A 24,254-nucleotide genomic window follows, 5' to 3' on the forward strand; every position below is an offset into this window, starting at 1 on the left:
CAGTTACTATTTCAAAGCTGCAAGCTTCTTCAATAGAATTAGCGCCGCGGATTAGCGGACCGGCCCTGTTTCGGCCCCGATATACTTGTGTCGGTAACGGGGGCGGATGCGACGACCATCGACGGTCCATCGCTCGGGCCATAACTTGTGGGGCGGAACCTCGACGAACTCGCTGATCGCAAGTTCGCCAGACAATACGGGGCGGATCAGTGCATTGCGGACGCTGGATTCGGAAATTCCGAAGGTGCGCGCGATGCCGGACATCGTCTGCCCCTTCTTGTAGATGAGGGCCTTGATGTCGGCCCGATGCATGCCTTCTGCATGTACGGTTTGCATGGTCAACTCCAAATGAGCATCCGGCCTAGGCCGGATTTTGTTGGGGGCGTTAGTCCCAAACGTCAGTTTTAACGGAGTCTAAGTGTTCTCAAGCGTTCGGTCAACAAACACTTGAGGCTTAACGCTTTCACCGAGATTGGCCCGAGCGGATCGACTGAGAGCGCTGGCATATGTCGTTGTTTTATAAAGAATTTTCTTGAGTGTTAGGTGTCTTCCTAAGTGTTGCGCGAGGAAAACACTTTTTGAGCGTGGAGTGTTCAGTGAAGCGTCTGTATGCGGCAAGCGAAATTGCGAGGCTGGGACTACCAGGCCTGCCGAAGTCGAAGAGCGCAATCATCGCCAGGGCAGAGAGCGAAGGATGGCGCTATGAAGAGCGGACGGGGGTGGGTGGGACGCGGCGAATGTATGAAGTACCTGCGGCGTACTTGGCCGGGTCGGCGGCTAGCACATCGCCGAAATCCAAACGACCGCTTGTACTCAACGAAATCGCGGGCAAAAAGATCGAACGGTTGCTCGCGCAAACCGAGATGGGCGATGCTGAAATTGTCGAAGCGATCGCCCTTGGGGTGAAAAATTGGATAAAAAACAATAAGTTAGATATTGGTGCTGAAAAGGAGGCAGCGCTGATTGCTCTGCTTTTCAGCTACTTCCAGAAGGAAGGCTCGGTGTCTCGGGAGAAGCTTGAAGACATGCTGAAGAAGGTAGGCTGATCCTGTAAGGCTGGGCTGACTGTTAACGTCGACAGTAGCGTTAACCCCGTTATTTCGGCCATCGTTATATGTCCGTCGCGCCCATGTAATAGTCGGACAAATAACTACCGGGAATATAAGGGATGTATAGGCAACTACTACGAGACAAGAGGTTCGGGGACTACGAAGCGTTGACGAAGTTGATTGAGGAGCTGCTTCCGGCGCTGGAGACTGCCGATAGCTTGGCGGTTGATCCGGTCGGGCCATTGTCGTGTCAAGTCGAAGATTTTGAGCGGGCGGCCATGAATTGTCCGGCCATGGATTGTGTTGGTCGGCGGGATCGACGCTCCCGAATTCGATCGTGGTCGATGGCGCTCGTGCGCAAACGTTTGGCCCTGTGCGCGAGCCGTGCGCGGGATCTGTTCAGGTAAGAGAAGGGGCCTAAGCGATGCTGGCGGTACGGCTTGGCAGACGACCGCAGGATTGCTTCTTACGAAGCGCCCAGTCCGCGCTCATTTTCATGTCAAAAATTGCGCGAAAAGTGCTCATTTCGCGCTCACCTTAGCGAAACCGTTTTGCGCTGATCTTCGTGCAATGGATGTCGGAGAGCCGCGCCCCGCGTGACTTTTCGGTGTTTTCCTGCCTTCCGTTCGTTGTGACAAAACGAGCACCACCCCATAGTCAGACGAGCAGTCGTATGCAGTTGGCGCTCTACGCAGTGCGCGCTTGTTGCAGACAAGGGGATGTGGCGCTGGGCTGACGGGCAATTTGCAGCTTCGAGCCATTGCTCATTCAGTCGCACCTTTCGACCACCGTCTCATCGCCCGGCTGAATGCGGATGTATTTTTGTACCCCAATCGCGCTGCGATCTCTTTGATCGAATATTCCTTTTTGGCGAGATATTGCGATGTCAGATCTCGACGAACAAGGTTGTGCATGGCGCTGAACGACGTTCCCATTTCCTGAAGCTTTCGCTGCAAGCTGCGCAGCGAGAACCCGAGCTGTCTGGAAAATTCGGCGACGTCTTGGCACGCGGGGTATTCATACATCAGGCCGAGTAGCCGCCCGATAAGGTCGGACGGGACCCAGTGCGCCAGTTCGAATTCGCGCTTCGAGCACGCCTTTTTTGCCAATTCGAATTCTATCGGGTGTGCGAGCGGAAGCTCGATTTCAAGTATCGACCGATCAAACTCAATAAAACTTTCGCTGGAATTGAATTCGATTGGGCAGTCGAAATAGGCTCCGTAAGATTCCGAATGCAGCGGTTCCGGAAAAGTAAACCCTATTCTAAGAAATTCCGGATATTTCCCGATCAGATCGCGCATTTCCCGACGAATGGCGGTAAAAACCATATCGGTATTCAAAACAAGGAGGTCCGCGCGATAGGTGTAGCCGCCAACCGTAATTCTGGCCACATCGCCCTTTGTCGTTATCCTCATTCTGAAGTAGCTGATCCCCAGCAACGGATGCTCGAAGCCCAGGCGCAGCGCGTCACCCAACGTCGGGCTCACCAGCATCGCGTGGGCTCGCAGGCCGTACGACGTCACCGGGATCGCGTTTCCGATATGAAGCCCGATCGCCGTGTTGCCGGTCGCCTCGAGTGCATTCGCAAACAGCACCATTTCCTGTGCATGCGTCACCATTGCATTGGGCCGCTCGACGTCCGAGGGAGAAATGCCCGTGCCTCTCAGCAAGACGTCGGCGGGAACCCCCATACGCTTCATGAAGTCGAGCGTGATGAAGATGGTGTGAAGCGGCGCTGGACGTTGCGCTGCAGTGCGGTGACTCACGTCGGCTACCGGCTTCATTCGGCTCCTTGGATGTCTAATTCCCTAGCGACTTCGTAAACACGACCTGGCATCCATACTCGTCCAGTTCGCCGCGCTTCCACCCTAGACGCTGGTAGAAGCCATCCGCTCGCGAGCCCGGATCGGTCACGAGCGTGACTTGCGCCACGCCCTTTTCCTTCAACCATGTCAGCGCACGGTCGAGCAGCTCGCGGCCGATGCCGGCGCCATGGAATGACGGCTTCACAAACAACGCGGTGATGAACGGCTTTTCGGTGATGACCGGCAGACAGATCCCGACCGCCTCATCACGACATTCACAAATCCAGCCGCCTCCCTGCCTGATTTTCTCGATCAAGAGGTTGCGGTTGAGCAGGTGAACCTGGTGGGGGTGGATTCTATTCTCGCTCACGGAGAATCGCACGTCGTAAAAAGCGCCGATGTCGCGCTCAGTCATCCTGCGGTATTCCAGCTTCTCAGCAATGGCCATATTCGGTATCGTCTCTCATCTCGTTATATGAAATATGCGTGGTGCGACTTAGGCAACTATCTCACGATTTTTTTAAATCCGCCAACGATCATGACGCCACCGGGCAGGCGGCCCATCGGCAAAGCTGTTTGGCGCCGCATGGGGCGTCAGCCGGGCGTCGGTGTGCGGCGCGGTATCCCTGTGACCGTGGTGATTGGCCAACGCTTAAATATTCCTGTATCGACCCAAATGGCACGAATGCGAGCATTTCTATAATTGCAATAGTTGAATAAAAAATGACGATCGCCAAATTTATAATGACATTGGCGCTCACGGGTAACACATTGGCGCGAACGGCACGGGCAACCCCTATAAATGGCGCAGTCGATTTGATACGCTTCCTGCCGATCGAACCGACTGATTTGAGGTAGTGGGTAGTGCGCCAAGTCCCCATAGTCCACCTGCTGAAATCATGGCCGAAGATGTATAACCCGGCGGTGCTCGTCATGGGCGCAGGTGTTGTTCTTCCCATGATCGTCCTGGCAGTGGTCTCGCTCAGCGCACCGCTCGACTTCGGCGGCGTCGCGTGGGGCGACTTCACTGCTCGGGCGTACGAGCGGGTTGTCTTCGATCGGGACTGGGATGGTTCGCTTGTCCTTCAGCGGGGCTATCTCGCCATTTTTGCCCGGTCGATGACCATGGCCCTCCTGACCACAGCGGGATGTCTGCTGATCGGATTCCCGACGGCACTGTTCATGGCGACGCGCTCGCGGAAGTGGAAGGCCGCGCTGTTGATCCTGATTACGATTCCGTTCTGGACCTGCGTTGTCGTCCAGATGTATGGATGGATTATCGTCATTGCAGACAACGGCTTGCTGAACCAGATATTGAGCCGGGCGGGTCTCATGCAAGGGACGCTCGGCCTGCTCTACACGGATCTCGCGACGGTGATCGGCCTCGTCTATGCGTTCACGCCGTTCATGATCCTGCCGATTTTCGCGGCGCTCGATGATTTCGACTGGCGGCTGCTCGAAGCTGCCTACGATCTGGGAGCCAACAAGCCGGCCGCACTGGTCCATGTCGTCGTACCGTGCTGCCGTCCGGGCATCATGGCCGGGGTAGGGCTCGTCTTCGTTCCCGCACTGGGTTCCTATACGATCCCGGGCCTGCTCGGCGGCAACCATGCTTTCATGATCGGCAACCTGATCGACTTCCAGTTCGCCGGCGGACGGGATTGGCCTTTGGGCGCCGCCATGTCGTTTGCGCTGCTCGCCATTGTGCTTCTGGCCATGCTCGTGTCTCGACTGGGTTCCCTTCTTCAACGACAGGAGCGTGTTCATGAGTTCGCGTGAACTGCGCCGGTTTCCGTTGACCGGGGCAATCGCATGCGCAGTGCTGTTGTTCCTCTATCTGCCGATGCTGACCGTGATAGGGATGAGCTTCAACGTCGGTCCGTCTGCCCTCATATGGGACGGGTTCGGTATTCGGGGTTACGTCGACGCGTGGTCCGATCCGACTCTGGTTCGTGCTGCGAAGAATTCACTTTTGCTGGCGTTGGCGTCGATGGTGTTCTCCACCACGCTCGCGACGAGTGCGGCGGCCGCCTAGTGGTCCAGAAGCGATCGGCACGGTCTCGACCCGGCAGGACTCGTCATCGCGCTTCCGCTTGGCATACCCGAAATCGTGCTGGCGATCGCGACCATGATGCTGTTCTCGATGTTCGAGACCGAGCTTGGATTCGGCGCCGTTCTGTTTGCACATGTGGTGTTCAGTGTGCCGCTTGCCTACCTGCCGATCAAAGCCAGGCTCAAGACGATCGATCGCACCTTGCTCGAGGCCGCCGCGGACCTGTCGGCCACGCCCTGGGCTGCCTTTCGGCAAATCACCGTGCCTTTGGCTCTGCCCGGCATCGTCGCAGGGGCGCTGCTGTCGTTTGTCGCGTCGATGAATGATTACGTCACCAGCTACTTTCTCGCCGGCGCCGGCATGACCACGTTGCCGATGTACATCTTCGGTGCATTGAAGCTCGGCATCACGCCAAAGGTCAGTGCCGTCTCGACCGTCGTCATCGGCCTTTCGACGATACAACTGATGGCGGTCTGGATCATCGGTGCGCGAGGTAAAAGAAGATCCATGGCCAAGCAGTCCGAAATAAACCACTCGAATCTCCAAGCGATAGGAACGGTATGAAAAAAACAATCGGGGCGATGTTGCTCCTTGCCGCTGTCACGACGCAGGCCGCCGAGCTTCATATCGGAAGCTGGCCGGGCATCCTGCCTGCGAACTTGCTCAAGAAGTTCCAGGCAGATACCGGTATCGAGACGACACTCGACACCTATGCAAGCGATGCCGCGCTGACCCAGAAGCTGCAAGCGGGGGGGGGCGGCTACGACGTCGTGGTGGCCGGCGACTATTACGTCCCGGTGCTGGTGAAATCAGGCCTGTTGCTCAAGCTCGACAAGAGCAAGTTGCCGAATATCGCGAACATCAAGCCGGAATACCGTCATCCGGCATTCGATCCTCAGCGGGACTACGCGATGCCCTTTACGGTTGTCCTGACCGGGTTTGCGTATGACAGCGCGCGTGTGCCGGGCGGCCGGCTCGACGACAGCTGGAAATCCTTTTTCGAGCCTCCCGAGGCGCTGCGCGGCCAGATCGGCGATCTGGACGTCGAGGAGGAACTGTATATGGCCGCGAGCTGGTATCTGGGACAGGATGAATGCACGGAGCGTCCAGAGGACGCGAAGCGCGTGCTCGACGTCCTGCAGAAGCAGAAGCCCTTCGTGAAGACCTACAGCAACGACGGAACGATCGACCGTCTCGCCTCCAGGCAAATCACCGTTCAGCACGTCTGGAACGGCGCTGCTGCGCGCGCGCAGGATCGTCTGACGACCATCAAGTTCGTTTATCCGAAAGAGGGCATCCGGCTGTTCATGGACAGCCTGCTCATTCCGGCAAAGGCGCGCAACGTCGAATCGGCCTACAAGTTCGTCGACTGGATGATGCGGCCTGAAAACATCGCGCTGGTGACGAACGCGCTACGGTACAGCAACGAGATCGTCGGGTCGGAGCGCTACATCGATCCCGCCTTGCTGAACAATCCCGCGATCAAGACGCCCGAGCAATACAAGGATCGGCTCAAGCCGTACAAGATGTGCTCGCCCGCGGCGATTCAGCTACGCAACAAAGTCTGGCTGAAGTTGAAGGGAAATCAATGAGACGCGCTTGAGATTGCTGACTTCCTGATCGAAGCCTCGCTGCATTTTGCAGAAGTCGCGCAGCGAGGCGTCAGAAGTTGAAATTCGAGACGAAGCGGTCGTAAACGATGCTGCGAACATCGCCTACGACCTGACCTTGGCGTATACACATCGAGAGACCATCATGGCTGGCCGTATACTGCGACAATATCGACCGAACGAAACGCATTGCATAGGCGCCCCCGTGCATCCATCGGCACGAATCGCCGGATGCGATCGTCGGTCGCAGGGACCGTTGAGCAGGTGGGTGCGGACACAGCATCCTTATGGCCATTGGAGCGCGGGAGCAACGACCGCGCTTTTGAAATCGCTCTGGGTGCTCAAGCCCAGAATGCCATCCAGATTCCGCTGTCGTAGCGCTTGTGCGGTCGGCATGCGGCCGAGTCCTCAAGCAGCAAGCAGATTGGCCTATTCCCGTATGAACAACTAGCCTCTGTCGCTGGCCCCGTCTGTCTTCGGCGACAAGTTTGCTCTCAGCGCAGGCGGTTCGCGATCTCCCCTCTCGATCGCGCTTTCTATTCCGCACGACCACCGCATTCATTAAGTTAATTGCAGTAAGCATGGCGAAATTAATTGAATTGCAGTGGTCGCAAATCGACTAGAAAAAATGATTGAACAATCAAAAGGAACTGAGATGACTGCCTACCGGGACCTGAAAGCCAAGATACGTGCACTTCAAGTTCAGGCGGAACTGGCGCGCAAAAATGAAGTACAGCGCGTCATAGAGGAAATTCAGAAAGTGATCGCTGAGTTCGATTTGAAGCCGGGGGACTTGTTTGCCGACATCCAACGTAAGACTCGTCGGGTTAGACGTCGCGCGCCGGCGCAAGCGAAATATCGAGACCCCGCGTCCGGCGCTGTCTGGAGTGGACGTGGACGGGCACCTCGTTGGATTGCCGGACAAGATCGGGAAAATTTCTTGATTCACACGGCGACATAGAAGAATACAGGCTTCGGTGCGTTCGAACCGTTTGAGCGTCAGATGCTTCGCCCGCACCGCTGCTCGACAGTTAGCAAATCTTAAGTTGCTCGCCAAACAGCGGTACTTGAATGCCAGAACGAATCGGCTGCGCGCAATTTTCTCGTCAATAGGCTGACTTCGGGATCGGTATGCAACCTCGCGAGCAAGCTCAAATGCGAGCACACTCCGAGCAGAGTGAGTGCAGTTCCGCACTGCCGACCGGAGTGCAACCAAGCAGTGCACTCGATTCACGACTCGTTGACTTTCAGGAAATTCTGGCCCGCCCTACACGATTCGAACATGTGACCTACAGCTTAGAAGGCCGCAGGCTGCCACATTGACCAAGATGGACCGAGTTCCATAATACCCCGCAAATATTTGAAATTAATTGATATTTTTGTTTATCACTTTTTCATGACATTGAATGAAATTGGCCAACATCCGTAGAATTCCCCTGCACTGCACCTACACGGCGGTGCGAACGGGGATTACAAGTGACAAAGGAAAATTTCACGATCGAGAGAATCGCGGGCTATCGGTGCGCGCCGGGACGCCAGCAAACTATCTATTGGGACAAGAAGCAACAGGGACTTGGCCTTCGGGTGTCTGCCATCATTTCTCCTGGCCTTGAATTGGAAGTTGCAGTATGTTGCGCGACTGAGTCAGACTGTTAAATAGATCATTCGAAACCATATGACCGGGGGAATCATGAAAGCGTTGATGTTGGCATGTTCGATTGTGGTTGCTCTGACTGCGTGCGGGGAATCGGACCGATCGCCTGCAGCATCGTCAGTGTCCAGCCCTGATGTGCCAGCAGTATCGGACGTTAGCGCGCGGCCGCAGTCAGTAGACGTTTGGGCCGACCTTAAACCAGAAACGTTCCGAAAGCAGTACGATGAGCTGGCAACAGCCGGTGGGGATGACACGATCAAGCGGATGAGCAAGACAAAGGATGGAATCGCAGTAACGCTTAATGACGAGCGTTTTCAGCGAGGGATAGCTGAACTGAAGAAGCTCGATTTGGCGAATGGGCATTTCGAGAGCCGCCTTGGAATTCACCTTTACGTCAACGGTGCTGGCAAGGTTACAAAGATTGGCGTGGTAGGGGACCGATCCGATCCGGTCAATCTGATGCGCTTTGTCGGTGCCGTGGGCGTGATCAATAACATGCTGAACCCGGGCTTGGATGAAAAAGCGAATACGGACTTCCTCGCATCTCTGAGCCTAATGAGGGGCGATGCCGACGCATCCATCGGGCAGCCGGTTTCGTCATTCAATCACGGCGGCGCATTCGCCTGTATTTCGATGCCTTCCGAACAAGCGACTGGTGTTGGCTGCGTTGTGACACCGCGTTCATAGTTGGTCGTCTGCTCCGGGCCAAAATTCTTTTCCGGCATCCAGCTTAAGACGCGTCGGGTTCGACGTCGCGCGCCGGCTCTGGCGAAATATCGAGACCCTGCGTCCGGCGCTGTCTGGAGTGGCCGTGGACGGACACCTCGTTGGATTGCCGGACAAGATCGGGAGAGGTTTTTGATTCACACGTTGGCGTAGAGAAATACCGGCTTCGGTGTGTTCGAACCATTTGACCGTCGGAAGTCACGCATCACCCATCTCGAAGATCGCCATCCGGCTCTCGATGCATTGCAGAAGCATCTGCGCGGCATGGGGCAACGTCCGATCGGCTTTCACCAGCAGCTGGACACTCTGGCGCCCGAGGAGCGGGTGGTCGATGCGCTTGCCGACCAGTCGGCCTTCGGCCACTTCCGTCGCGATCGAATAATCCGTCAGAAATGCGACGCCCATCCCCGCCAGCGCGAACCGGCGCAGCATGTCGAGCGTATTGCCGACCAGGCGCGGCTGAAAGCGCATGGTCTCTCCGCGAGCCAGCATGTCGATCGTGCTGCCCAGTCCATACATCGGCGGCATGGTGGCGAACGGATACGAGATCGCCCGTCCGAACGTGATCGGCCCGGGGTGCGAAGCCAACGGGTGATCCGGTCGCACCGCGGCAACGACATGATGGATGACGCTGCGATGAACCAGGATGCCCTCGGAAGTCGGCGGATTATAGGCGATGCCGATATGCGCAATGTCCTTGCGCACCTCGTCCACGATTTCCCCGGTCGCGCGAATATTCAATGAAAGGCGCACGGCCGGATATCGCCGCCCGAATTCCCACAGAATTTCATTCGTCAGCGCAGGGATCACACCTTCGCTCGCGGAAATCGCGACGTATCCCGTCGTGAGCGAGCGCAGCGCATCCAGTTCGCTTTGCAGCACTTCGTAAGTCGTTTCGCATCCGCGATGGTAGCGAAGCAGGCATTCCGCCTGTTCCGTCGCGACGACGCCCGAGATATGGCGGTCGAAAAGGTGCAAGCCGGTCTCGCTTTCGAGGCGCTGAATCTGGCGGCTCACTTCGGACGGCGCAACCTGCAGTTTGTCCGCCGCCTTGCGAAAGGATCGTTCAGCCATGACCGCTTCGAAATACAGCAATTGGCGTTGGGTCGGGATTTCCATTCCGATGCTCAAAAAAACAACTGTCAATAACGACAGGTGTTGAGATAAAGCGCAACACCCCGGTACGCAGGATGATATCCAATCCAATATCATTTGCCGGTACAGTTTGAATACAACCAGTTGTCACTGGCATAGAGAAGCGCTCAAACCTTCCGAGGGAATTAATGTCAATCGCGTTCGACGCCGCCGACGGCGTGCAATCCGCATACCGGAAAATAGATCGCCGGGTACTCGCGTTCCTCGCCGTCGGCTATTCCATCGCGTACATCGATCGCGTCAACATCGGCTTCGCGAAAATTCAGATGCAGCAGGATCTCGGGCTGGGAGACGCCGCCTACGGGTTTGGCGCGGGCCTGTTTTTTCTCGGCTACATGCTGTTCGAGATTCCGAGCAACCTGCTGTTGACCCGGATCGGCGCGCGCAAAACGCTGAGCCGCATCATGCTGCTGTGGGGCATCGCGTCGATGTCGATGCTGGTCGTCACCGACGCCACCTCGTTCTACGTCATCCGGTTTCTGCTCGGCATGTGCGAGGCCGGGTTCGCGCCCGGCATGCTTTTCTACCTGGCGCGCTGGTACCCGCGCGAGCGGCTCAGCCGGGCGACGGCGCTGTTGCTCGGCGCCGCGCCGATCGGCGGCATCGTGGCCGGCCCGGTCTCGGGGTGGCTGCTCGAGCACCTGACGGACGTTGCCGGCCTTGCCGGCTGGCAATGGATGTTCCTGGTCGAAGGCATTCCCGCCGTTCTGCTCGGCACGATCGCGCTCACGTGGTTGAGCGATTCGCCAAACGATGCGCAATGGCTGACGGCCGACGAAAAGCGGATGGTCATCGAACGGCTGGACGCCGCGTCGGCGAGTCGCGAAGGGTGGCAATCCCTGAAGGCCGTGCTGGGCGACGCCGGCATCTATCGCCTGTCGGCGATCTATTTCTGCCTGATCTGCGGGGTCTACGTCGTCGGCTTCTGGCTTCCGTCGATCCTGAAAGCGGGCGGCGTGAAGAGCGTCGCCGAGATCGGCTGGTATTCCGCGATTCCGTATGCGGCAGCCGTGGCGACGATGTATTTGCTGGCACGACGTTCCGATCGATTGCTCGAGCGGCGCTTGCATGCCGGCGCCGCAACCGCGGCGGCCGCTGTGGCGCTCGCGGTCGCCGCGATCTTCGTCGACCGTTTCGGCATCGCGATCGTCGCGATCACGATTGCGACCGCGCTGACGTTCGCGGGATACGCGGTGTTCTGGGCGATTCCGTCGGAATATCTCCCGGCCTCGATCTCGGCGAGCGGCATCGCGTTCGTCAATTCCGTCGGCCTGTTCGGCGGGTTTCTCAGCCCGACGATCATCGGCACGTTGAAGTCGGCGACGGGCAGCACCGCCGCCGGATTGTTCGTGATCGTCGGATTGCTCGCGCTCGGCGCGGTGCTGCTGCTGGTGCGTCCCGTCGCGTCTGCGGAGGGCGTGCGCGCATGAAGTTCTACGTTGCCGGGTTGCTTCACGAAACCAACACCTTTGTGGCATCGCGCGCCCGCTACTGCGACTTCACGAGCGGTGCGAATGGTCCGATCGTCAGGGGCGACGCCATGCTTGCGCTGCGGGACGCGAATCTTGCGATCGGCGGCTTCATCGGCGCGCTCGATCCCGCTACGGACGTCGTGGTCCCCGGCGTCTGGGCGCACGCGACGCCGTCGGGCCCGGTCACGCGAGACGCGTTCGAGCGCATCGTCGGCGAGATCGTCGAAGGGGCGCGAACCGCGAAGGCGGACGCGGTGTTTCTCGATCTTCACGGGGCGATGGTTGCCGAGCACGTCGACGACGGCGAAGGGGAACTCCTGACGCGGGTTCGCGAAGCCGTGGGGCATGGCGTGACGATCGTTGCCGCGCTGGACCTGCACGCGAACGTGACGGCACAGATGTTCCGCAGCGCCGACGGCCTCGTCGCATATCGCACCTATCCTCATGTCGACATGTCCGACACCGGCGCGCGCGCGGCCCGCCTGATCAAGAAGCTCGCGCGGGAACGCGAGAGCCATCACCGCGGCATCCGGCGCGGGCCGTTCCTCGTGCCGATCGAAGCGATGGCGACGTCGCGCCCGCCGGCGGCGGACCTGTATGCGACGCTGGCGACGCTCGAAGCCGATCTCGGCGTCGACTTGTCGATTGCGCTGGGCTTCCCGGCCGCGGACATCGCCGAGTGCGGCCCGACGATCTGGGGATACGGCATCAGTCAAACCGCGCTGAACGAAGCGCTGGATCGCCTTTACCGTCAATTCGTGTGCCGCGAGAACGACTGGCAAGCCACCTGCCTGTCGCCCGACGAGGCCGTGAAGACCGCCGTCGCGCTCGCGGCGAACGCGACGCGTCCGGTCGTGATCGCCGACACGCACGACAATCCGGGCGCCGGCGCAGACTCGAACACGACCGAAATGCTCGCGGCGCTGGTGCGCCACGGCGTGACGCGCGCGGCGCTGGGGGTCCTCTGCGATCCGCTCGCGGCGGCAGCGGCCCATGCCGCAGGGGTCGGATCAGTCATTGCGCTGACCCTGGCGGAGGGCACGCCGCGCGCGTTTCGCGCGACCTTCGTCGTCGACGCGCTCTCCGACGGTGAATGCCGGCTGGAAGGGCCGATGATGCGCAATGTCACGTTGCGCCTCGGGCCGTGCGCGTGCCTGCGCATCGACGGCGTGCGCGTGGTCGTGAGCAGCGTGAAAACCCAGCTGCTGGATCGCAACCTCTATCGGATGGTCGGCATCCAGCCGGAAGCGATGGCGATTCTGGTGAACAAGAGCTCGGTTCATTTCCGTGCCGCGTTCGAGCCGATCGCCGAGGCGGTGCTGGTCGCGCGAACCGTGGACGGCATCGTCACCGATCCCGCCAGGCTGCCGTGGCGAAAACTGAACCCTTCCGTGCGAATCGCTCCCGGATACGAAGGGCAGGGCCGGATTTGACCGGGAGGGAAAATACGCCAGACGGCAATTGCACGTTTCGTTCAATATCATGCGCACTCCAGATCTTATTGAACCGTGGCTGACATGACGCGACACGCCCACAACATTCCTCTTCATCGGGAAGACACGATATGCCAACCTATCGGGACTTGAAAGCCCAGATTCGTACTCTCCAGGCTCAGGCGGAGCTCGCACGCAAGCGGGAAATCTCGGTCGCGCTCGAGAAGATTCGAGAATTGATCGCCGAATTCGATCTGAAACCCGAGGACCTGTTTGCCGATATCCAGCAAAAGTCACGTCGGATCAGGCGGCGCGCGCCCGCTACGGCAAAGTATCGCGATCCTGCATCGGGCGCGCTCTGGAGCGGGCGCGGGAAGGAGCCGCGGTGGATCGCCGGTCGTGATCGCGACATGTACCTGATCCCGACGTCGACATAGACGGGCGAAACCTTCGAGCTGTCCTGAATAACGAACCCCACATGATTCGCCCGTACTGCTGCTCGACATCTCGCGATGCAAGTGACCTTGCGTCGCGCGAGCATCACGTACACACACTCTGCTTCACGCAATCCCATGTCCAAAACCGCTTGGGAAGAACGAGTCAGTGCCGCCATTGGCGTCGTGTGCGCGGGCGTTCGTGCGTGCATCCCCGCCCGGTATCGGAAACACGCGGACCGTCGAGAGTCGGAGGAGCATGTCACGGACTCGATCGCCGCCGATTCCGTTCAGGCGGCGATCGTCGACGCCGCCGAAGCCGAAGCGTGCGCTGCGGAACTCGAGAAACTGGAAGTGCGGTATGCGATGTCGGCAATCGCATGCTTTTCCAGCGCTCACGCCCGCATTGAACTGCTGCGATTCCGTGTGAGGAAGGCACGGCTGCACGCGAAGCGCGCACGGGTCCATGCCGATACCGCCGTACTGATTTTTCGGAGCGGAATCGATGGCGGACTCGACGCCACTTTGCAAACGCTCAGGCACCATGCCGATCTCGCGAAGCAAGCGCGCCTGCTTGCCGGCGAACTCCTCGACATTTCGCTCGCGTCGGAAGCGCGCGAGACATCCCGCTTTTCGAGGTGCGGGCGGCCACGGTGGCCGCGCCCGAGCCGCCGCCCGGACTGGTTGCGGCCGGCGCCGCCAATGTCGCGCGATGCGCGGGAGCCGGAAGCGTTCGACTGAGATCCGGAACGTAGTCGGCCCGGCCTCAGCCGCCGAGCCTGTCGGCGACGCGGCCAAGGAGCAGGCGCAGCGCGAGACACTGTATCGCGTTGCCGTAGGGCGGGTGCAACGACTCGATCGAGACCATGGTCGCGATGTTTCATGGCGCGTATTGCCAGTCGTGCGCGCACGGGCGGACGCAGCCGATCGTCACCGGTCTCGCTATTGAAGCTGCTGCAGGAATGCCGCGAGCTTCCGGCCGAGCACGCGATGGTGATCGGCCGAAAAATGGACACCGTCCACCGGGCTGACTTCGACGATCTCGCCGACGTCGAGGAAATGCGCGCCGGCATCCCGGGCCGTCTGCGCGTACAGGCTCGCGAGCTGGCGAGACTTCGCCGCGCCGCCCGCGAAAATCTCGCCGAGGAACCCAACCTCGACGATCGGGGCGGGCGCCATCAGCACCACCTGCGGCGTCGTGCCCGCGGGGCCCGCGCGGCACGCCTCCAGTTCGGCGAGCAATACGCCGGCCGAGACCGCGATGTCGGCGGGCGTGACCGAGAAGCGCGCCTTCAGGTCGTTCGTGCCGAGCATCAGCACGACGACGTCGACCGGCAAATGACTTTCCAGGCACGGTCGCAGATACGACAGGCCGTTCTTGTGCCGGCCTTCGATCGGGTCGTCATGGACGGTCGTGCGAGCGGGCAACCCTTCTTCGACGACTCGCCAGCCTGCGCCCAGCGCTTGCGCGAGCACACCCGTCCAGCGGTCGTCGCGATCGAAGCGCTCCAGCACGCCGGGGCGCGTCATCGGGCGCGTGCCGTGGGTGTTCGAGTCGCCATAGCAGAGCACGGTTTTCTGCGCCATTTTCGTCTCCTTGATTGTTCGATCATTGCGTCGCGCATCTGAGCGGGTTCGCGCGACGGTCATTCCTTCGGCAGGCGCAGGACGTCGAGCGCCTCCTGCGAGAACTCGACCCAGAACTGCTCTTGCGCGATGCCCGCCTTCAGCACCAGATGCTGCAGACGCTTCGCGCGGGAGGCGGTGTCCGCCGGGAAATCGCGCGCCTCGATCTGCAGATACAGATCGAGCTTCTCCTGGTGCAGCGCCATGTGTCGCCTGATCTCTTTTTCCAGTCCCGCGGGGCCGAGCACCGCGTCCGCGCGCAGCCGGACCAGCAGCGCCTCGCGCAGCGTCGTCGGGTCTTCCTGCTCCGCAATCCAGCGCCGCAGCTCCTTCTTGCCGGCCGGCAGGATCCGGTATGCGCGCTTGCGGCCGCGCCCGGTTTCGGCCGGCAGCGATTCGATCCACCCCAGCGCCTCGATGCGGCCCAGCTCGCGATAGATCTGCTGATGGGTCGCCTGCCAGAAATAGCCGATCGAACGATCGAAGCGGCCGGCGAGTTCCGAGCCGGAACCGGGGCGTTCGGCGAGAGCGGTGAGAAGCGCGTGAGGCAGGGACATGTCGAGTCGAGGGAAGCCATGGGATGCGTCGCATCGTGCCATATCGGCGATACGGGGTAACCGAGAGGGTAACCGGGGCGGCTTCGTTTATGCAACATGTTGCATAAACGAAAATCACGGACTAGTATCAATGCAACTTGTTGCATAGACACGGAGACGATCGATGACTCGCTATCCCCACCTGACCGCGCCGCTCGAACTCGGCTTCACGTCGCTCAGGAACCGCGTGCTGATGGGTTCGATGCACGTCGGCCTGGAGGAGGCGCCGGACGGCTTCGACCGGATGGCGGCGTTCTATGCGGAACGGGCGCGGGGGGAGGCCGGCCTGATCGTCACGGGCGGCATTGCGCCGAACGAGCGCGGCCGTCCGGCGCCCGGCGGTGCGATGCTGACGACGGAGGCCGAGGCCGAGCGCCATCGCGCGGTGACGCGCGCGGTACACGCGGAAGGCGGCAAGATCGCGCTGCAGATCCTGCATTTCGGCCGCTACGCGTATCATCCGGCGCTCGTCGCGCCGAGCCCGCTGAAGGCGCCGATCAACCCGTTCATGCCGCACGCGCTGAGCGGCGCCGAGGTCGCGGAGACGATCGCCGATTTCGTCCGCTGCGCCGCGCTCGCGCAGTATGCGGGCTATGACGGCGTCGAGATCATGGGCTCCGAAGGCTACCTGATCAACGAGTTCGTCGCCGCGCGCACGAACCATCGCGACGACGCGTGGGGCGGCGCGTACGAGAACCGCATCCGCTTTCCGGTCGAAATCGTGACGCGGGTGCGCGAGCGGGTCGGTGCGAACTTCATCGTCATCTACCGGCTGTCGATGCTCGATCTCGTCGAAGGCGGCTCGACGCTCGACGAGGTGATCGGGCTTGCCCGCGCGATCGAGGCGGCCGGCGCGACGATCATCAACACCGGCATCGGCTGGCACGAGGCGCGCATTCCGACCATCGCCGCCAAGGTGCCGCGCGCCGCCTACGCGTGGGTGACGCGGCAATTGATGGGCAAGGTCGGCATTCCGCTCGTGGCGACCAACCGGATCAACACCCCTGAAGTCGCCGAGCGGCTGCTCGCCGGCGGCGATTGCGACATGGTGTCGATGGCACGGCCGTTCCTGGCCGACGCCGAATTCGTGCGCAAGGCGCGCGAGGGGCGGGCGGACGAAATCAACACCTGCATCGGCTGCAACCAGGCGTGCCTCGACCACACGTTCAGCGGCAGGGTCACGTCATGCCTCGTGAACCCGCGCGCGTGCCACGAAACCGAACTCGTGATTCGCCCCGCGCAGCAGCGCAAGCGGATCGCGGTGGTCGGCGCCGGCCCGGCGGGGCTCAGCTTCGCCGTGACGGCGGCCGAACGCGGCCATGCGGTGACGCTGTACGAGGCCGGCGCCGAGATCGGCGGGCAGCTCAACATCGCGAGGAAGGTGCCCGGCAAGGAGGAGTTCAACGAAACGCTGCGCTACTTCCGCCGGCAAATCGAGCTGCGCGGCGTCGACCTTCGCCTCGATACGCGCGCCACCGCCGAGTTGCTGCTGCAGGGCGGCTTCGACGAAGTGGTGCTGGCGACGGGCATCGTCCCGCGCGTGCCGCCGATCGACGGCATCGGTCATCCGAAGGCGCTCGGCTACCTCGACGTGCTGCGCGACGGCAAGGACGTGGGGCGCAGCGTCGCCATCGTCGGCGCCGGCGGGATCGGCTTCGACGTGGCCGAGTACCTGACGCACAGCGGCGACGGCGCGAGCCTGAATCCCGAGCGGTTTTTCGCCGAATGGGGCGTCGATCCCGCGTACGGGGATGCCGGCGGCCTGCGCGAGCCGCAGCCCGAACCGGCGCCGCGGCAGGTGCAGTTGCTGCAGCGCAAGACGTCCAGGGTCGGCGACCAGTTGGGCAAGACCACCGGTTGGATCCACCGCGCGGCACTGAAGGCGCGCGGCGTGCGCATGTCGTCGTCGGTGACGTATCGGCGCATCGACGACGACGGCTTCCATGTGGCGATCGACGGCGTCGAGCAAACGCTGCCGGTGGACAACGTGGTGATCTGCGCCGGACAGGAGCCGTTGCGCGAGCTGGCCGAACAGTTGCAGGCCGCGGGGCGCGCGATCCATCTGATCGGCGGCGTCTGCGAGGCCGCCGAGCTCGACGCCAAGCGCGCGATCCGGCAGGGCACGACGCTTGCCGCGACCCTTTGATACTCGCCTCACGCCCATTCATTCACGCCGACGAAACAGGAGCACTCGATGACGCAAGCACCGACGCATCTCCATCCCGCTGTCGCGAAATCGCTTGAAACGTGGCATGCGCTGGTCGAACGCAAGGACCTGGGCACGCTGGACGCGATCGTCCATCCGGACGCCGTGTTCCGCTCGCCGATGGCGTTCAAGCCATACGGGCCGGCGCCCGCGCTGCTGATGGCGCTGCGGACGGTGATCACGATCTTCGAGGACTTCACCTATCACCGCCAGTTCGGCAGCGACGACGGCATGAGCGTCGTGCTGGAATTCAGCGCGACCGTCGGCGACAAGCAGCTCAAGGGGATCGACATGATCCGCTTCGACGCCGACGGGCGGATCGTCGAATTCGAGGTCATGATCCGTCCGCTCAGCGGTCTGCAGGCGCTCGGCGCGGAAATGGGCGCGCGGCTCGGGCAGGTTCTGCCTGCGTTCAAGTTCAACGGTTGAACCCGCCGCCGCGGAGCATCGCGTCGCCGGGCCCGGCGACGCCGAACCGGCGGGCGCTTGCGGCCGGGCGCGAAGCGTCGCGGCGACGCGTCAGGCCGTTGCCTTCGCCGCGCCGCACGCCTGATCCACGACCCGCGCCGGCAGCGTGATCACGAACCGCGCGCCGCCGAGCGGCGAATCCTCCAGCTGCACGTCGCCGCCGTGCACGAGCGCGACGCGCCGCACGATCGCCAGCCCGAGACCGAACCCGCCCGTCTGGCGGTCGCGGCTCGAATCGAGCCGCTGAAACGGCTCGAACACGCGCGCGCGGTCGGCCGCCGGAATCCCCGGGCCGTCGTCGTCGACGGTCAGCACGAGCGCACCGTCGGCGCGGGCCGTCGCGGCAAGCGCGACCGTCTTCGCCGCATAGCGCAGGCCGTTGCGGATCAGGTTCAGCAGCGCCCGCGCGACGAGCTTCGGGTCGCACTCGTGGCTCGTCGGTGCGCCGCGCGTCGATACGTCGAACGCGAGCCCGCGGTCGGCGACGTCGTTCGCGATGCTGCCGGCGATGCTGTCGATCAGGTCCGCCACGGCGACCCGCATCGGCGCGAGCTCGCTTCGTCCCTGCTCGAGCCGGCCGATCGTCAGCAGCTCGGTGACGAGCTCGTCGAGTTCCCGCACGTCGCCGAGCAGCGCGTCGCGCTGCTCGCGCATCCGGTCCGTCTCGTCCGGCGCCGCGAGCAACGCGAGCCCGAATTCGAGCCGCGCGAGCGGCGTCTTCAATTCATGCGAGATGCCGTGCATCATCTCGCGCTGCTGCTGGATCGATGCTTCGATCCGCTGCGCCATGTCGTTGAACTGCTGCGACAGCTCGTAGATGTTCGACTTGTGCGACAGCTGGGCGCGCGTCGACAGGCGGCCCGCGCCGAACGAGCGCGCGGCGTCCTGCAGCTTACGCAGGTCGCGCCAGTGGTAATTCACCCACATCACGACCGCGAACAGCGTCGCGAGCGCGAGCACCAGGTAAGCGTAGATGCGGATGTCCAGATCCGGCGCCTCGGCCGGACGGGCGTGCACCACGGAACCGTCCGCGAGCGGCATGTAATAGTCGCGGCCGTCGTAGCTGATCGCGATCTTGCCGCTGTCGAGGTCGCGCAGCGGTATGCCGCTCAGTCGCGCGCGGGCGTCGGCCATCGATATGAAGCCGAAGCCGGTGGCGCCGTGCCGCGCCAGTTCGCGCAGCGCGAACGCCCGCTGCGGGCCCGGATGGCGTTCGAGGTAATCGTTCAGCACGAACGCGTAGGTGGTCAGCGAATCGCGCATGGCCTGCGCGCCGCGCTCGTAGAAGATCCGGTCGAACGACAGCTGGATGAACAGGATCCCGACCGCGACGCACGCGATCACGATGAGGTACAGCCTGATCAGGGAGCGCAGCATTCACGCATCCCACGCGGAAGGGCTGAACAGATAGCCGCGGCCCCAGATCGTCTTGATCTTGTGCGGCTCCGACGACGCGTCCTCGAAGCGGCGGCGCAGCCGCGAGATGCCGGAGTCGACCGAGCGGTCGAGCCCGTCGAACTCGATGCCGCGCAATTGCTTCAGGATGTCGTCGCGGCTCAGCACGGTGCCGGCGGCGCGCGCGAGGATCAGCAGCAGGTTGAACTCGGCGGTCTTCAGGTCGACCGGCTCGCCGCGCCACGTGACCGTGCGGTTCGGCGGCGAGATCGTCAGCTCGCCGAACACGAGCGATTCCGGCGCCGCGCCGGCGGCCGCCGGGCTCGCGGGCTGCGCGCGCCGCAGCAGCGCGCGGGCGCGGGCGACGAGCACGCGCGGCTCGATCGGCTTCGTCACGTAGTCGTCGGCGCCCGTCTCGAGTCCGGCGACCTGGTCGTACACGTCGGCGCGCGCGGTCATGATCAGCACGGGCACGTTCGAGAACGCGCGAATCCGGCGGCAGACTTCCATGCCGTCGAGATTCGGCAGCATCAGGTCGAGTATCACGAGCGACGGCTGGCGCTCGCGCACGGCCCCAATGGCGAGATCGCCGCGCCGCACGACCGTCACCGCGAACTCGTAGCCGTCGAGATATTCGCGAACCAGCTGCGCAAGGCGGTCGTCGTCCTCGATCAGCAGGACACGGTATTTGAGCGGGTCTTCGTTCATGTTCTCCTCGGAATGCACGCGGATTTTATCCGGCGTGCCGGCGGCCGGGGCGCGACCGCGACACTCCACGACAATCGAACACAATTGCGCACAGATTTGCTTCAGTTTCCGGACAGTTTCGGCGCGCGGCGGCTTCTAGACTTCGGACTCCCTGACTTTGATCCGAATATCGTGCACACTACCTTCCGCCGTTACCGATACTGCATGCCGCTTGCCGGCCTGACCCTTGCCGCCGCCGCTCATGCGGAGAACCAATACACGATCTCGCTCGGCGGCGGCGTCGCGCCGCGCTACCAGGGCAGCAGCCAGTATCGAGGCGTCGTCGCGCCGTCGTTCTCCGCGACGTTCGACAACGGGCTGTTCATCGGCGAGGACGGCATCGGTTACCGGATGAACCTGCCGCACGACGTGTTCGTATCGGCGGCGGTGAGCTACGATTCGGGCCGCGCGGACGAGAACCGCTTCGACCTGCCGGGCTCCGACTACCTGAAGGGGATGGGCCGGATTCCCGGATCGGTGCTCGTCGGCGTGCGCGCCGGCGTGAAACTCTACGGCAATGCGGTGCTGAGCGTGACGCTCGATACGCCCGTCACGCACACGACGCGCGGCGTGTCCGGGCAGGTCGATCTCGCGGTGCCGGTGTTCAAGGCGGCCAAGGACGAGATCGTCGTGACCGGCAGCGTGCACGGCGGGTCCGGGCGCTACATGCAGACGTTCTACGGCGTGACGGACGCGCAGGCCGCGTCGAGCCGCTTCCGGCCGTATTCGGCGGGCGGCGGGATCGACAGCGTGTCGATGTCGGCCGTGTGGACGCATGCGGTGTCGCAGCACTGGTCGATCCTCGCGACGGCGGGCGTGTCGCGGCTGGTCGGCCGCGCCGGCAACAGCCCGATCGTGCAGTCGCGCACCAACTACCACGGGATGGCAGGCGTGAGCTACCGGTTCTGAGGGCGATAGGGCGGCCGAAGCGGGGCGCTGCGTGCTCCTCCGGCGGGTGCGCGTCACGCGCGCCCCACGTGCTTCGCTGAAAACCGTCCTCCTGTAAGATTCGACCCGTCCCGCGCGTCCGTCATGCCGTGAACGATCGCGCGGAATCCGCATGAGCGGCAGCATGCGCGATGATGGCGGCCGGTTTCGAGCGGCTGCGCCGCCGCGGAGAAACGCGCACAGGTGAGCATTGCACCGTGCACGCACCGGAAAGGGAGACCCTCATGAAAAACCTGATCTCGATTGTGGCCGCGATGGTTGCAGGCGCATCGATTGCCGGGTGTACGAACACCAGCCAGAACACGAAAGAGAACGCGATGCCGAACCGTGGCGGTTCCGAAGCGGCAGTTGCCTGCAAGGCCGACGCCGCGCCTGACGATGCATTGGTCGGCATGTCGGAAGCGGAAGCGGCCGCGATGCTCGGCGGTTGCGCGTGGCGCGTCGGCGAGCGTGACGGCCGATCGTTGCCGGGAACGATGGATTACCGGGAAGATCGGCGCAACCTCGGCATCAAGGCCGGCAAGGTGATATGGGTGCGTCGCGGTTGACTGCCGGACGTGGTGCGTACAGTCGCCCGCCGAAATGAAGGGAAAGGTATTTTGCGCGGATGGACACGCTGCCCGCCGTCGACCTGACCGAGCAGTCATGCGAGCGTAGGGCATCTTCGGCGGCCGCGCGAAATCGCTGCGATCTGCCGTCACCGGTGCCGCAGGACAAGGATGCAGGTTTGCGAGGTATCGATGAAGTTCAGTCAGGGATGGCGCGCGCTGGCGCTGGCGGGGCTCGGCATGCTGGCGGCGTGCGGCAGGCACGCCGGCGCGGAAGCAGCGGCGGCGGAGCCGCATGCGATATGTGTCACGGGGTACAACGAGTACGACCGCAAGCTCCACGAGTTCCGGCTCGACAACGAGCACGAGTCGGGGTGCTTCGGCAATCCATCCGCGCGGGAAGCGGGCGAAGCGTTTGGCGGCGGCGGTGGCTTCGCGTGCGGCTGCAAGGTGACGCCGGGCCGGAAGGTGAAACTGTTCTGGGAATTCGCGCAGCCGCTGGATGCGATCCAGCGCGGCGTCCCGCCCGAGCGCAAGACGATCGACGTGACGATTCCGCAGCCGGAGTCGCCCGCGTCGCGCTATCTGCGCGTGTATTTCCGGAAGAACGGCACCGCCGAGCTGCAGTGGGTGGACGACATGAACGCGCCCGAACTGAAACCGACGCAGGAGCAGTGAGCGCCATGGCCGAGATCGACATCGACGCCGTGTACAGCCATTTCGTCGCCGATGCATGCCACGCGCTGCTGCCGTCGGGCGCTGCGGCGCCCGCGGTCCGCTAGGGTCTGTTTACATACGGAACACGCATGCGTTGCGACGAGAACGGCCGCTCGCGAGGCGCGCGACGCCGCGAATACTGGACGTATTCGCAAGGAGCGCAACGCGGCGAGCGGCCGTTCTCGTCGCAACCCCAAATTTTAAAAAACCATTCCACGGGAATGCCCGAAATCGCCCGTATGGCGGCGTCGCTCGTCGCTTGTTTGGCACGGCCAAACGGCGCTCCTCCCTCCTTGCCCTACGAGCGATTTCGGGCATTCGCATGCGTGTTCCGTATGTAAACAGACCCTAGCGTTCCGGACGCGAGCGGATTACTTCGAGATGTACCAAAGCGCGTCCGTGCTGACGCGCGTGGGCTTCGCGGCAGGCGCCGTGGCAGCCGCCGGCGCCGAGACGGCGGCCGTCGACGGAGTGGCAGCCGCAACCGGCACGGCCGCGGGCAACGGCGTCGGGGCTGCCGACGACTTGGTCACGTACCAGAGGGCGTCGGCCGACGCGTTGCTCCGGGCCGTCTCCGCAGTCCTTTGGGCCGGCGGCGGCGCGCTCGCGGCCGCCGTCGCGGCCGTGCGCTGCGCGGCTGCGCCGGCCGGCATCAGCGGGCCCGGCGTCCCCCGCTGCGCGCGCGCCTCATAGGCCCCGAGCTGGAAGATCAGCGCCTGCGCGGGACGCGCGAGCACCGCATACGGGAACTGCGGCTCCCACGGCACCAGCACGCGCCCGCCCGGCGTGTCGGCAAAGATCGCCGGCACGCGCTTCATGTCGCTGAACTGCACATAGACCTTCGCGCCGTCGTCGAACACCTGGATCGGCTTCGCCTGTTCCGCGCCGGTCACCGTCCAGCCGAAGTTGTACGCGCCGGCGGGGCCGGAGGGGGCGGCGGCCGGCGCCGCGGCGCGCGGGCGCGTGGCCTGCGGCGCCGTGACGCTCAGGCTCGCGAACGGGTTGTACGACTGCGGCGGCGTATAGGACGGCGGAAGGATGGGCATGGGAGAGTCCGGCGTATCCGGAATGGTTTGGATCGCATCATAGACCTTGCGCGCGTACGCAAGGCGCTTGTCGGGCGACGCCGAGTTGTACGCACCGATGGCGTTCCAGGTCGGCCCGAGCTGACGGATGTTCTGCGACAGGATCCACGCGCCGACGAACGCATTGGTGCACGGGTCGTACAGGCTCTGCTCGCTGATGCCCTCGCGCGAGAGCGTCGGCAGCCACGAGCTGTTGATCTGCATGAGCCCGATGTCGGTCGTGCCGTTGGTGTTGGTGTTCACGGCGTTCGTCTTCATGCCGGACTCGACCATCGCGATGCCGCGCATCAGGCTGACGTTGACATGATGGAAGGCGGCGGCGTCGTCGAGACAGTCGGCGCGGGCAATGCCGGGCATCACGAGCGAAATCGCGATGATCGGTGCGATCTTCAGCGTTGCGCTGCGGATCGAAGGGTAAGTCTGACGCGGCATGGCAGGTTGGGGTGCATTCCGGGCGCCCGGTGCAAGGAAATCACGCAAACGCGAAGTGTGCCATAGCGCGCATGCAAATGGCTCGCATCAAACTT

At 62.7% G+C, this 24,254-nt stretch carries 23 protein-coding genes and 2 pseudogenes; 16 read left to right on the forward strand and 9 right to left on the reverse strand.

Features of this window, described 5'->3' with window-relative positions; translation table 11 throughout:
- Positions 1-51: 51 nt before the first annotated feature.
- Positions 52-336, reverse strand: coding sequence for a helix-turn-helix domain-containing protein (locus tag KY49_RS05450; protein WP_042584575.1), 285 nt, complete (start codon positions 334-336; stop codon positions 52-54).
- Positions 337-596: 260 nt separating this feature from the next.
- On the opposite strand from KY49_RS05450, the gene KY49_RS35145 reads away from it, so the two are divergent.
- Entirely contained in the window at positions 597-1,046 is a 450-nt protein-coding gene (locus tag KY49_RS35145) for a DNA-binding protein (RefSeq protein WP_197083551.1), read from the forward strand.
- A gap of 767 nt (positions 1,047-1,813) precedes the next feature.
- Here the strand turns inward: KY49_RS35145 and KY49_RS05460 are convergent.
- Both KY49_RS05460 and KY49_RS05465 read right to left on the reverse strand, forming a co-directional pair.
- Positions 1,814-2,833, reverse strand: coding sequence for an AraC family transcriptional regulator (locus tag KY49_RS05460; protein ID WP_042583681.1), 1,020 nt, complete (start codon positions 2,831-2,833; stop codon positions 1,814-1,816).
- Between the two features lie 16 nt (positions 2,834-2,849).
- Positions 2,850-3,302 (reverse strand): GNAT family N-acetyltransferase, encoded by a 453-nt coding sequence (locus KY49_RS05465; protein WP_042583682.1) that lies wholly within the window; start codon positions 3,300-3,302, stop codon positions 2,850-2,852.
- Positions 3,303-3,787: 485 nt separating this feature from the next.
- Here KY49_RS05465 and KY49_RS05470 point away from each other — a divergent pair, with 485 nt between their 5' ends.
- The 6 genes and pseudogenes from KY49_RS05470 to KY49_RS38425 all read left to right on the forward strand — a co-directional run.
- Positions 3,788-4,633, forward strand: coding sequence for an ABC transporter permease (locus KY49_RS05470; protein ID WP_060253560.1), 846 nt, complete (start codon positions 3,788-3,790; stop codon positions 4,631-4,633).
- Positions 4,620-5,471: pseudogene (locus KY49_RS05475) on the forward strand (ABC transporter permease). The gene KY49_RS05470 and the pseudogene KY49_RS05475 overlap by 14 nt, the downstream one beginning before the upstream one ends.
- Entirely contained in the window at positions 5,468-6,499 is a 1,032-nt protein-coding gene (locus tag KY49_RS05480) for an extracellular solute-binding protein (RefSeq protein ID WP_042583684.1), read from the forward strand. Before KY49_RS05475 ends, KY49_RS05480 begins: the two are co-directional and overlap by 4 nt.
- A gap of 646 nt (positions 6,500-7,145) precedes the next feature.
- Positions 7,146-7,478 (forward strand): H-NS histone family protein, encoded by a 333-nt coding sequence (locus tag KY49_RS35150; RefSeq protein WP_407060675.1) that lies wholly within the window; start codon positions 7,146-7,148, stop codon positions 7,476-7,478.
- Positions 7,479-8,435: 957 nt separating this feature from the next.
- Positions 8,436-8,858, forward strand: coding sequence for a hypothetical protein (locus KY49_RS36895; RefSeq protein ID WP_139253473.1), 423 nt, complete (start codon positions 8,436-8,438; stop codon positions 8,856-8,858).
- A 33-nt stretch (positions 8,859-8,891) separates the two neighbouring features.
- Positions 8,892-9,050: pseudogene (locus KY49_RS38425) on the forward strand (H-NS family nucleoid-associated regulatory protein); the annotation flags it as partial.
- Between the two features lie 45 nt (positions 9,051-9,095).
- Here the strand turns inward: KY49_RS38425 and KY49_RS05500 are convergent.
- Positions 9,096-10,016, reverse strand: a complete 921-nt coding sequence (locus KY49_RS05500; protein WP_042583687.1) for a LysR family transcriptional regulator — start codon at positions 10,014-10,016, stop codon at positions 9,096-9,098.
- 164 nt (positions 10,017-10,180) lie between these two features.
- On the opposite strand from KY49_RS05500, the gene KY49_RS05505 reads away from it, so the two are divergent.
- The 4 genes from KY49_RS05505 (at position 10,181) to KY49_RS34415 (ending at position 14,132) form a co-directional block, all read left to right on the forward strand.
- The gene (locus tag KY49_RS05505) at positions 10,181-11,482 is read left to right on the forward strand and encodes an MFS transporter (RefSeq protein WP_042583688.1); all 1,302 of its coding nucleotides are present in this window, start codon (positions 10,181-10,183) and stop codon (positions 11,480-11,482) included.
- Positions 11,479-12,957 carry a M81 family metallopeptidase gene (locus KY49_RS05510; RefSeq protein WP_042583689.1) on the forward strand — a complete coding sequence of 493 codons (1,479 nt, stop codon included), beginning with the start codon at positions 11,479-11,481 and terminating at the stop codon, positions 12,955-12,957. Before KY49_RS05505 ends, KY49_RS05510 begins: the two co-directional genes overlap by 4 nt.
- Positions 12,958-13,088: 131 nt before the next feature.
- Complete coding sequence (locus KY49_RS05515) at positions 13,089-13,394, forward strand: H-NS histone family protein (RefSeq protein ID WP_042583690.1); 306 nt, start codon at positions 13,089-13,091, stop codon at positions 13,392-13,394.
- A gap of 135 nt (positions 13,395-13,529) precedes the next feature.
- Positions 13,530-14,132 (forward strand): hypothetical protein, encoded by a 603-nt coding sequence (locus KY49_RS34415; protein WP_052495611.1) that lies wholly within the window; start codon positions 13,530-13,532, stop codon positions 14,130-14,132.
- Positions 14,133-14,333: 201 nt separating this feature from the next.
- Here the strand turns inward: KY49_RS34415 and KY49_RS05525 are convergent, their stop codons facing one another.
- On the reverse strand, positions 14,334-14,978 hold the full coding sequence (locus tag KY49_RS05525) for an SGNH/GDSL hydrolase family protein (protein ID WP_042583691.1): 645 nt from the start codon (positions 14,976-14,978) through the stop codon (positions 14,334-14,336).
- A gap of 59 nt (positions 14,979-15,037) precedes the next feature.
- Entirely contained in the window at positions 15,038-15,574 is a 537-nt protein-coding gene (locus KY49_RS05530; RefSeq protein ID WP_156162432.1) for a PadR family transcriptional regulator, read from the reverse strand.
- A gap of 163 nt (positions 15,575-15,737) precedes the next feature.
- Here KY49_RS05530 and KY49_RS05535 point away from each other — a divergent pair, with 163 nt between their 5' ends.
- Both KY49_RS05535 and KY49_RS05540 read left to right on the forward strand, forming a co-directional pair.
- Positions 15,738-17,759: an oxidoreductase gene (locus KY49_RS05535; protein WP_042583693.1), complete on the forward strand. Its 2,022-nt coding sequence runs from the start codon at positions 15,738-15,740 to the stop codon at positions 17,757-17,759.
- A 48-nt stretch (positions 17,760-17,807) separates the two neighbouring features.
- Positions 17,808-18,248: a nuclear transport factor 2 family protein gene (locus KY49_RS05540; RefSeq protein ID WP_042583694.1), complete on the forward strand. Its 441-nt coding sequence runs from the start codon at positions 17,808-17,810 to the stop codon at positions 18,246-18,248.
- A 90-nt stretch (positions 18,249-18,338) separates the two neighbouring features.
- On the opposite strand, the gene KY49_RS05545 is transcribed toward KY49_RS05540, so the two are convergent.
- Both KY49_RS05545 and KY49_RS05550 read right to left on the reverse strand, forming a co-directional pair.
- Positions 18,339-19,664: an ATP-binding protein gene (locus KY49_RS05545; protein WP_042583695.1), complete on the reverse strand. Its 1,326-nt coding sequence runs from the start codon at positions 19,662-19,664 to the stop codon at positions 18,339-18,341.
- Positions 19,665-20,390, reverse strand: coding sequence for a response regulator transcription factor (locus tag KY49_RS05550; protein WP_042583696.1), 726 nt, complete (start codon positions 20,388-20,390; stop codon positions 19,665-19,667).
- Between the two features lie 204 nt (positions 20,391-20,594).
- On the opposite strand from KY49_RS05550, the gene KY49_RS05555 reads away from it, so the two are divergent.
- From KY49_RS05555 to KY49_RS05565, 3 genes are all read left to right on the forward strand, one after another.
- On the forward strand, positions 20,595-21,338 hold the full coding sequence (locus tag KY49_RS05555) for a MipA/OmpV family protein (RefSeq protein WP_042583697.1): 744 nt from the start codon (positions 20,595-20,597) through the stop codon (positions 21,336-21,338).
- A gap of 263 nt (positions 21,339-21,601) precedes the next feature.
- The gene (locus KY49_RS05560; protein WP_042583698.1) at positions 21,602-21,925 is read left to right on the forward strand and encodes a hypothetical protein; all 324 of its coding nucleotides are present in this window, start codon (positions 21,602-21,604) and stop codon (positions 21,923-21,925) included.
- Between the two features lie 192 nt (positions 21,926-22,117).
- Positions 22,118-22,603, forward strand: coding sequence for a DUF3304 domain-containing protein (locus KY49_RS05565; protein WP_042584577.1), 486 nt, complete (start codon positions 22,118-22,120; stop codon positions 22,601-22,603).
- A 410-nt stretch (positions 22,604-23,013) separates the two neighbouring features.
- On the opposite strand, the gene KY49_RS05570 is transcribed toward KY49_RS05565, so the two are convergent.
- Positions 23,014-24,159: a lytic transglycosylase domain-containing protein gene (locus KY49_RS05570; protein ID WP_042583699.1), complete on the reverse strand. Its 1,146-nt coding sequence runs from the start codon at positions 24,157-24,159 to the stop codon at positions 23,014-23,016.
- Between the last annotated feature and the right edge of the window lie 95 nt (positions 24,160-24,254).

It is taken from the genome of Burkholderia sp. MSHR3999, assembly GCF_000833595.1.
Classification (GTDB): Bacteria; Pseudomonadota; Gammaproteobacteria; order Burkholderiales; family Burkholderiaceae; genus Burkholderia; species Burkholderia ubonensis.